The sequence below is a fragment of the Streptomyces sp. M-16 genome, assembly GCF_052114405.1.
GTDB lineage: Bacteria > Actinomycetota > Actinomycetes > Streptomycetales > Streptomycetaceae > Streptomyces.
Map to the genome: position 1 here is coordinate 1 of NZ_JBFRER010000195.1, position 8418 is coordinate 8418.

Genomic DNA, 8418 nt, shown 5'->3' on the forward strand with positions numbered 1-8418 from the left:
CCTCCGCGCCCGCGTCCCCGGCCACCTCCGCGCCCGCGTCCGCGGCCGCCGCGGAGCCCGCCCCGCTCTCCCCCGCCGAGGTGTTCCGCGACTCTGTGCGAGCGAAAAGCGGAACCGCACCCGCCCCCCTTCCGGACCCGACTTTCACAGGAACCACGGCGGACACGGCCGACTGCCGGTAAAGCAATCCAAAAGCCGGTGGTCCAACCGCACTGGATGGGCGTTTTGGGCAGTTATCGGGGGAGTGGATTTTGTCACCAGCATGGTTTGCAGCTGACCTGGGCGGATAGGGTGAGCGATCCGGTGCACCGGAAGCGAAGACACCGTGCACCAGCAGCCGGATCGTTGACCGCGCGCCTGGGGGGAGGCGCGTCGTGAGGCACCGACGGAGGATTCGAGCAACCGTGGATGCGCAAAGCCGTGGGCGGGCGGACGAGATCGACCCCGCAGACCAGTGGGTCCTCAATCCCCGCACTGGCAACTACGAACTGCGACTGGGCAATTCCGCTGCGCAGCAGCACTCCGTCGCCACCCCCCGCAGGACCCGCAGACGCCCCGGGGCTCCCGCCGCGCCGGCGGCCCCCTCCCCCGCGGTCCCCAAACCCCGGCGCGGCGAAGGCCCGCCCGGCGGCAGGCGCGGCGGCAAGCCCCGCGGGCCCGGCGGTGGCGGAGCAGCCAAACGGCGGCGCAGGGCACTGGCCGTCACCGGCGGGACCCTGGCGTTCCTGCTGGTCGGCGGCGGGCTGGCGTCGTACCTGTACTACCAGCACCTCAACGGCAACCTGAAGGTCATCGACACCAACGGTGCGGGCGGCAGCTTCAAGAAGGACCAGCCGATCAACATCCTGGTGATCGGCACCGACAAGCGCAGCGGCGCGGGCAACGAGGGCTACGGGGACGCCGAGAGCGTCGGCCACGCCGACACCACGATCCTCTTCCACGTGGCGAAGGACCGCAGCAACGCCACCGCCCTGTCGATCCCGCGCGACCTGATCACCGACATCCCGGTCTGCCCGACGAAGCAGCCGAACGGCTCGGTGAAGCAGATCCCCGCCACCAAGGGCAGCCGCTTCAACAACAGTCTGGGCCAGGAGGGCCGCGACCCGGGCTGCACGATGCGCACGGTCAAGCAGCTCACGGGGATCGACGTCGACAACTTCATGATGGTCGACTTCAACGCGGTCAAGAACCTGAGCACGGCGGTCGGCGGCGTGCCCGTGTGCCTGGCCAAGGACGTCAACGACCGTGACTCCAAGCTGAACCTGAAGGCCGGCGAGCACCGGCTGCAGGGCGAACAGGCGCTGGCCTTCGTACGGACCCGGCACTCCTTCGGCAACGAGAGCGATCTCGACCGGATCAAGACCCAGCAGCAGTTCCTCAGTTCGATGATGCGCGAGATGAAGTCCAAGGAGACGCTGACCAGTCCGAAGAAGTTCTTCTCGCTCGCGGAGGCGGCCACCAAGTCGCTGACCGTGGACCAGGGACTGGGGTCCATCGGCAAACTCACCGATCTCGCCGGTGAGCTGAAGGACATGAACCTGAAGAACGTCACCTTCACGACGCTGCCGGTGGTCGACAACCCGAACGAGCCGTCGAACCGGAAGGCGACCGTCGTCGTCAACTCCTCGCAGGCCGACCCCCTCCTCCAGATGATCCGCGAGGACGTCTCCCTCACCGAGGTGGAGAAGAAGGAGCACGCCGCGAAGGAGGCCGCCGGCGCCAAGCAGGACGCGCTGCTCCAGGGGAACCGGGCGCCCGCCGGGGACGTCCGGGTGGACGTGTACAACGGCGGCGGCCCGCCGGGATCGGCCTCCACCACCCTGACCTGGCTGCAGAACGCGAAGGGCGTCTACAAGGCGAGCAACCACGGCAACGCCGCGGAGCGGCTCGCGGCCACGCAGCTGGAGTACGCCCCCAACCAGGCCGACCAGGCACGGGCGCTGGCGGACATGATGGGGCTGTCCGCCGCGGCCATGAAGGTCGGCACGGTGGACGCGGGGCCGAAGACCCCGATGAAGCTGACCCTCGGCTCCGACTTCAAGGAGCCGGGTACGCCGCTCGGCGCGCCGGCCGCCCCGCAGCAGGCTCCCGAGGGGCTGCAGCGGGTCGAGGCGGACAAGGCGGTCTGCGCCAAGTGACGGGAGCGCGGTTACGCCGCCGCCACCCACCCACCGCCGCACGACCGGGCGGTAGCCGGTAGGCCCGGCACAACACCGACATCAGTGATCTTGAGGGGGGTACGCGTGAGGCACAGCAGCGTGCGGGGGGAGGGGGCGCCCGACCAGGCCACCGGCGGCATATCCGGCGGGGGGACGGGCGCTTCCGGCGCGGTGCCTCCACCGCGGTCGGGCCAGGGCGGCGCCCGGCCCGCGGGCGGCGGTGGGACACCCGTGCGGCGCAAGCGCCGGCGGGTGCTGTTCTGGGTGGCGTCCGTACTGGCGTTCCTGATCCTGGGGACGTCGGCGGCCGGGTACCTCTACTACCGTCACCTCGACGGCAACATCCGCAGCGGGCAGCGCCTCAGCGGTGAGAGCGGCGTGGAGAAGACCCACGCCAACGCCAAGGGCCAGCGCCCGCTGAATATCCTGCTGATCGGCTCCGACAGCCGCAACAAGCCTGAGAACGTGGAACTCGGCGGCAGCCGCGACACCGTGGGGAACCCCCCGCTCGCGGACGTGCAGATGCTGCTGCACGTGTCGGCGGACCGGGAGAACGCCTCGGTCGTGAGCATCCCGCGCGACACCCGGGTCGACATACCCGAGTGCACGGATCCGAAGACCGGCGAGAAGTTCAAGAAGACCAACGCGATGATCAACGAGTCGCTCGGCCGCGGCGGCCCCGGCTGCACGCTGGCCACCTGGGAGAAGCTGACCAACGTCTACATCGACCACTGGATGATGATCGACTTCTCCGGTGTCGTGAAGATGGCCGACGCCGTCGGCGGCGTCCCGGTCTGCGTCAAGGACAACGTCTGGGACCGGCCGCTGCCCACCTCGGGCGGCGGCTCCGGCCTCAAGCTCCAGAAGGGCACGACCCGGGTCAAGGGCGAGCAGGCGCTCCAGTGGCTGCGCACCCGGCACGCGTTCAGCAGCGACCTGGGCCGGGCGCAGGCCCAGCACATGTACATGAACTCGATGATGCGCGAGCTCAAGAGCCAGAACGCCTTCACCGACGTCGGCCGGATCACGGACCTGGCGGAGGCGGGCACCAAGGCGCTGGAGGTCTCCGAGGAGATCGGCTCGGTCAAGAAGCTCTACAACCTGGCCATGCAGCTCAAGGACGTCCCTACCAACCGCATCACGATGACGACCATGCCGACCTTCCAGGACCCGCGGGACGTGGACCGGCTCATCGTGAACCCGGCGGACGCCGACAAGCTGTGGACGATGCTCCGCAAGGACGTCGCGTTCGACAAGAACGGCCAGCCGCAGACCCCTCAGAGCCCCTCGGCCTCCGCGCCCGCGCCGGGTGCGTCCCAGCCCGCGCCGGGCGCCTCGCCGCCGGCCCCGGGAGGCTCGCAGCAGCCGGCCCAGCCCACCCAGGAGGCCTCGAAGGCCCCGGTCACCACCCCGGACAAGATCCCCGTCAACGTGGTCAACGGCACCGCGGCCGGCCAGCCGCTGGCGCCCCACCGGGCGAACGCGATCGCGGAGGTCCTGGTCTCCAAGGGCTTCACCGGGGCCCGGGCGGACAGCGCACTGACCCCGGAGAAGACCACCGTGGTGCGCTACCCGACGCCCGAACTGGCGGACGAGGCGCAGAGCGTGGCGGCGTCCCTGGGCATCCCGGGCACGGCGGTGCAGCAGTCGGACGAGGTCGCGAAGATCACGCTGATCGTGGGCGCTGACTGGCGCGAGGGCAACGGCTTCCCGCAGCAGACCCCGCCGGCGGCCGGTGCGATCCCGGACACGGCCGACGCGATCAACGGCTCCGACACCGGTGCCTGCATGGACGTCTACAAGCCGTACCGCTGGTGACGCGGCGCCGGTGAGCCGGCTCCGCGCACCGTCGAAGGGGTGACCCGGTCCGTACGGACCGGGTCACCCCTTCGCGTCGGTGCCCCGGCCCGTCAGGCCTCGGCCGGGTCGCGGCGCACCGACGGGCGGCGGCTGGCGATGACCTTGCGGGCGAGCGAGCGCGGACTGGTGAGGAAGCCGTAGCCCCAGCACATGTGCATCGTGGCGAGTGCCACGGGGATCTGCGCCCGGGCCTTCAGCGGCAGCCCCTTGCCCGCCGGGACGGACCCGGCGGTGATCGCGGCGAGGTAGCCGGCCGGGACGGCGAACGCCCACGGGCTGACGGCGACACCCGCGACCACCCCGGCCGCGATCGCGCAGACGGCGGTCGGCGGGGCCAGGTAGCGCAGGTTGATGGAGCCGGCGTGGTAGCGGGCCACCACGTGCCGCCAGCGGCCGTAGTCCTTGTACTGCTTGGCGAGGGCGCGTACGGAGGGCCGCGGGCGGTACTGGACCTTCAGCTCGGGCGAGAACCAGATGAGACCGCCGGCCTCGCGGATGCGGAAGTTCAGCTCCCAGTCCTGGGCGCGGATGAACTCCTCGTTGTACCCGCCCTGCTGTTCGAGGGCCTCGCGGCGGAAGACGCCGAGGTAGACGGTCTCGGCCGGGCCGGCCTGTCCACCGGTGTGGAAGGCCGCGTTGCCGACACCGATCTTCGAGGTCATCGCGGCGGCGACGGCGTCCTCCCAGGCGTTCTCGCCCTCGGCGTGCATGATGCCGCCGACGTTCTGCGCGCCGGTCTCCTCCAGGAGACGGACGGCGGTGGCGATGTAGTTCGGGGAGAGCATGCCGTGGCCGTCGACGCGCACCACGATCGGGTGGCGCGAGGCCTTGATCGCGGCGTTGAGGGCTGCGGGGGTGCGGCCGGTGGGGTTCGGGACGGTGTGGACGCGCGGGTCGTCCCGGACGAGTTCGGCGGCGATCTCGTCGGTGCGGTCCGTGGACGGCCCGAGCGCGATCACCACCTCGATCTCGCCTGCGTACTCCTGTCCGAGGATGTGCCGGACGGAGTCACGCAGGTGGCGCTCCTCGTTGAGCACCGGCATGATCACCGAAACTGCGGGCTGCTGGGCGGGCATGTGGTCCTTCACGGTCGGGTATCGGTGTCACGTTACCGCGTACGGGGGAAACGGGTGCGCGGCGGACGAGCGGTACGGACAGAGGCTGATCGTATGGGCCTACTGTTCAGACGAATCAGACGAATATGAAGAATCCGCCCGCACTGCCCCCGCGGAGGTGTCCCCCGTGCCCCAACCGCACCGTCCCACCCGACGCGCCCCCGGCTCCCAGCCGCCCCGGCCGCGGTCCGCGCGCGGCGGCGGCGGTCGCCGGACCGGGCACCGGGACGACCGGCCGCGCTGGGGGGTGCGGATCGCGGCCGTGCTCTCGCTGGTGGTGCTGGGCTCCGGGGCGGTCGGGCACGCGGTGATGACCGGCCTGGACACYGGCATCGAACGGGTCGATCCGTTCAAGGACATGAAGAACCGCCCGCAGGCCGGTCACGGCGTGAACTTCCTGCTGGTCGGCACCGACGGACGCGAGAAGATCACCCCCGAGGAGAAGCGCGAGTACCGGCTCGGCGGCGCGCCCTGCCACTGCACCGACACCGTGATGCTCGTCCACCTCTCCGCCGACAGGGAACGGGCCAGCGTCATCAGCCTGCCCCGGGACAGCTACGCCGAGGTCCCCGCGCACCAGGACCTGGTCACCGGCAGACCGCACCAGGCCCACCCGGTGAAACTGAACGCCGCCTACGCCGAGGGCGGCCCCAACCTGACCGTACGGACGGTCGAGAACATGACCCGCGTGAAGATCGACCACTACCTGGAGGTCGACTTCACCAGCTTCATGAAGACCGTCGACGCGATGGGCGGCGTCGAGATCTGCACGGCCAAGGCCATGCACGACACCTACACCGGCCTCGACCTGCTCCCCGGCACCCACCGGCTCACCGGCGGCCAGGCCCTGCAGTACGTGCGCTCGCGCCACGTGGACGGGGCCTCCGACCTGGGCCGGATGCAGCGTCAGCAGCGGTTCATCGCCGCCCTGATCAAGCAGGCCACCGGGGGCGGCGTCCTGCTGAACCCGGTGAAGTTCAAGGAGGTCAGCTCCACCCTGCTGGGGTCGGTGCGCGCCGACAGGGGCTTCGGGTCGGAGCAGATGCTGGCGCTCGGACAGGCCATGCGCGGATTCACCCCCTCCTCGTCGGAGTTCGCCTCCGTGCCGGTCGGGGACCCCTCCTTCCAGGTCAAGGGCATCGGCTCCACGGTGAAGTGGGACGAGCCGAAGGCCGCCAAGCTCTTCGAGGCGCTGCGCCAGGACCGGCCACTGGCCCCCGCCCGCCCCGGGCAGGCCCCGCGCGGGCCCGCGCCGGTCCCGGTCGACGTGCCGCCGAAGCAGATCCGCGTCCAGGTGGAGAACGGGACCCGGATCGACGGGCTCGGCGGGCGGGTGGACGCGGCCCTGCGCGCCACCGGCTTCGACACCACCCAGGCCCCGGCGGCCGGCGCCAGCCGCGAGGTCCGGCGCACGGTGATCGCGTACGACCCCCGCTGGGACCGCTCGGCGCGGACGGTGTCCACGGCGCTGCCCGGCAGCGAGCTGCGCGCGGTCGCCGGACAGGGCCGCACGGTGCTGGTGATCGCGGGCGCGGACTTCAAGAAGGCCGTGCCGGTGCGGGCCGAGGACCCGTACCAGGGCGAGTTCGGCGTGGTCACCGGGGACCAGGTGGTCTGCGGGAGCTGAGCCCCGGCGGGTTCAGCCGGTCCGCTCCAGCAGGGACACGTGCAGTCCGCGCACCTCGGTCGTCGAGGCGACCCGGTAGTGGCCCTTCAGCGCCCGGACCTGCTCGGCCGGCAGCCGGTTGTACGGGTCGTCCTTGCCGGTGTCGCGGGTGACGAGCCAGATCCGCCGGGTGTCGCCGAGGCACTGCTCGGGCCGCTCGCACTCCCGCGGGAAGAGGTCGTCCGCGTCCAGCGCCGAACGGGCCGCGAAGACGTCGTGGAGCCGGACCCGGCCGGGCAGGTAGTACTCGATCTGGAAGTCGACCATGTACACCCGGTCGGCGCCGCGGACGGGCACGAAACCGTCGCCGGGCCGGTAGCCCTGCGCGATGACCCGCGCCGCCGCCCGGCCGTCGGAGGTCTCCTTGGCCTGCTCGGTACGCAGGTGACGCTGGTCGGGCACGCCGAGCAGGACCAGCGCGGCCAGCCCGGCCGCCCCGGCCGCGCGGGGCTTGAGGGCGGCCAGTCCGGCGGCCGCCAGCACCGCCCACGCGGGCACGGTGAACAGGACGTAGCGGTCGATGAAGTACGAGGTGCTGCCCTGCGAGACCACGTAGACGGCGACGATCGGCATCGCGCCCAGCAGCAGCAGCTCCACGGCGGGGCGTCGGCCCCGGCTCCAGGCCAGCGGCAGCAGGGCCAGCGCGGCGATGCCGAGCCCGACGAGCGGGGAGGCGAAGAGGTTGTCCCACAGGCCCGCAATGTCCCGCATCCGCGGGGTCTTGATCCAGCTGATCTGCCGGCCGACCTGCTGACGCCCCAGCAGCACCAGCGGAATCACCGGCAGCAGCCCGGCGACGGCCGCCAGGGCAAAGGAGAGCACCGTGCGCCCGCGCCGGTCCCCCCACCAGCGCAGCGCCACGACCATGACGTGCGGCAGCAGGAACAGCAGGGCCACCATGTGCAGCAGCCCGGCCACCGCGACCGCCGCCGCGTACCCGGCCCAGCGCGCCGGACCCGGCCGCTCCAGCGCCCGCAGCAGCAGCCAGGTCGCGGCGGAGACGGCGAGGACGACGAAGGCGTACGAGCGGGCCTCGGTGCCGTACCGGGTGACGACGGGCAGCAGCGCGAACAGCAGCCCGGCGAAGACGGCGGTGCGGCGGTCGAACAGGGCCCGCGCGGTCAGCACCACCAGGGCGGCGGAGCCGGCCATGGCCAGGGCGGAGGGCAGCCGGAGCATCGCCGCGGAGTCCCCGAACACGGCGACCCAGCCGTGCAGCACCAGGTAGTAGAGGCCGGAGACGGCGTCGACGTGACCCAGCATCGCGAACAGCTCGCCGGTGGAGCGGGAGGCGGCGTTCCAGCTGGCCAGCTCGTCGCGCCAGAGCTGCGGGGTGCCGCCCCCGAAGGCGGTGACCGCGAGGGTCAGCAGCGCCGCCCACAGCCAGTCGGGCCCGGTCGGCCGCCGCCCACGCGGGCGGGCGGGGGCGGACAGGGCCGCGGCGGTGGTCTGGGTGGCAGTCGGCATCAGGGGTTCTCCGCGGCAGGGCCGGTCGAGGGGCAGGCCGTCGCTCGGGCGGAGCAGCCGGACGTCGACGGACCAGTCTACGGGGCCCCCGTAAGGCACGGGTATGCCCCGGAGCCCGTACGCCACGGGCGGGCGGCCGGCGGCGGGCGGC

At 72.1% G+C, this 8418-nt stretch carries 5 protein-coding genes; 3 read left to right on the plus strand and 2 right to left on the minus strand.

From position 1 onward, the window contains the following. Positions 1-404 precede the first annotated feature (404 nt). Together AB4039_RS40240 and AB4039_RS40245 are read left to right on the plus strand one after the other, a co-directional pair. A complete protein-coding gene (locus AB4039_RS40240; protein WP_266839403.1) occupies positions 405-2138 on the plus strand; it encodes an LCP family protein in 1734 nt (577 codons plus the stop codon). A gap of 252 nt (positions 2139-2390) precedes the next feature. Further along, positions 2391-3977 (plus strand): LCP family protein, encoded by a 1587-nt coding sequence (locus tag AB4039_RS40245; RefSeq protein ID WP_442273105.1) that lies wholly within the window; start codon positions 2391-2393, stop codon positions 3975-3977. A 92-nt stretch (positions 3978-4069) separates the two neighbouring features. Here AB4039_RS40245 and AB4039_RS40250 read toward each other — a convergent pair whose 3' ends face one another. Then, on the minus strand, positions 4070-5095 hold the full coding sequence (locus tag AB4039_RS40250) for a glycosyltransferase family 2 protein (protein ID WP_266839404.1): 1026 nt from the start codon (positions 5093-5095) through the stop codon (positions 4070-4072). A gap of 166 nt (positions 5096-5261) precedes the next feature. On the opposite strand from AB4039_RS40250, the gene AB4039_RS40255 reads away from it, so the two are divergent. Beyond that, positions 5262-6761, plus strand: a complete 1500-nt coding sequence (locus AB4039_RS40255; protein ID WP_442273106.1) for an LCP family protein — start codon at positions 5262-5264, stop codon at positions 6759-6761. 12 nt (positions 6762-6773) lie between these two features. Here the strand turns inward: AB4039_RS40255 and AB4039_RS40260 are convergent. Further along, on the minus strand, positions 6774-8418 hold a 1645-nt coding region (locus tag AB4039_RS40260), incomplete at its 5' end, for a glycosyltransferase family 39 protein (RefSeq protein WP_442273107.1).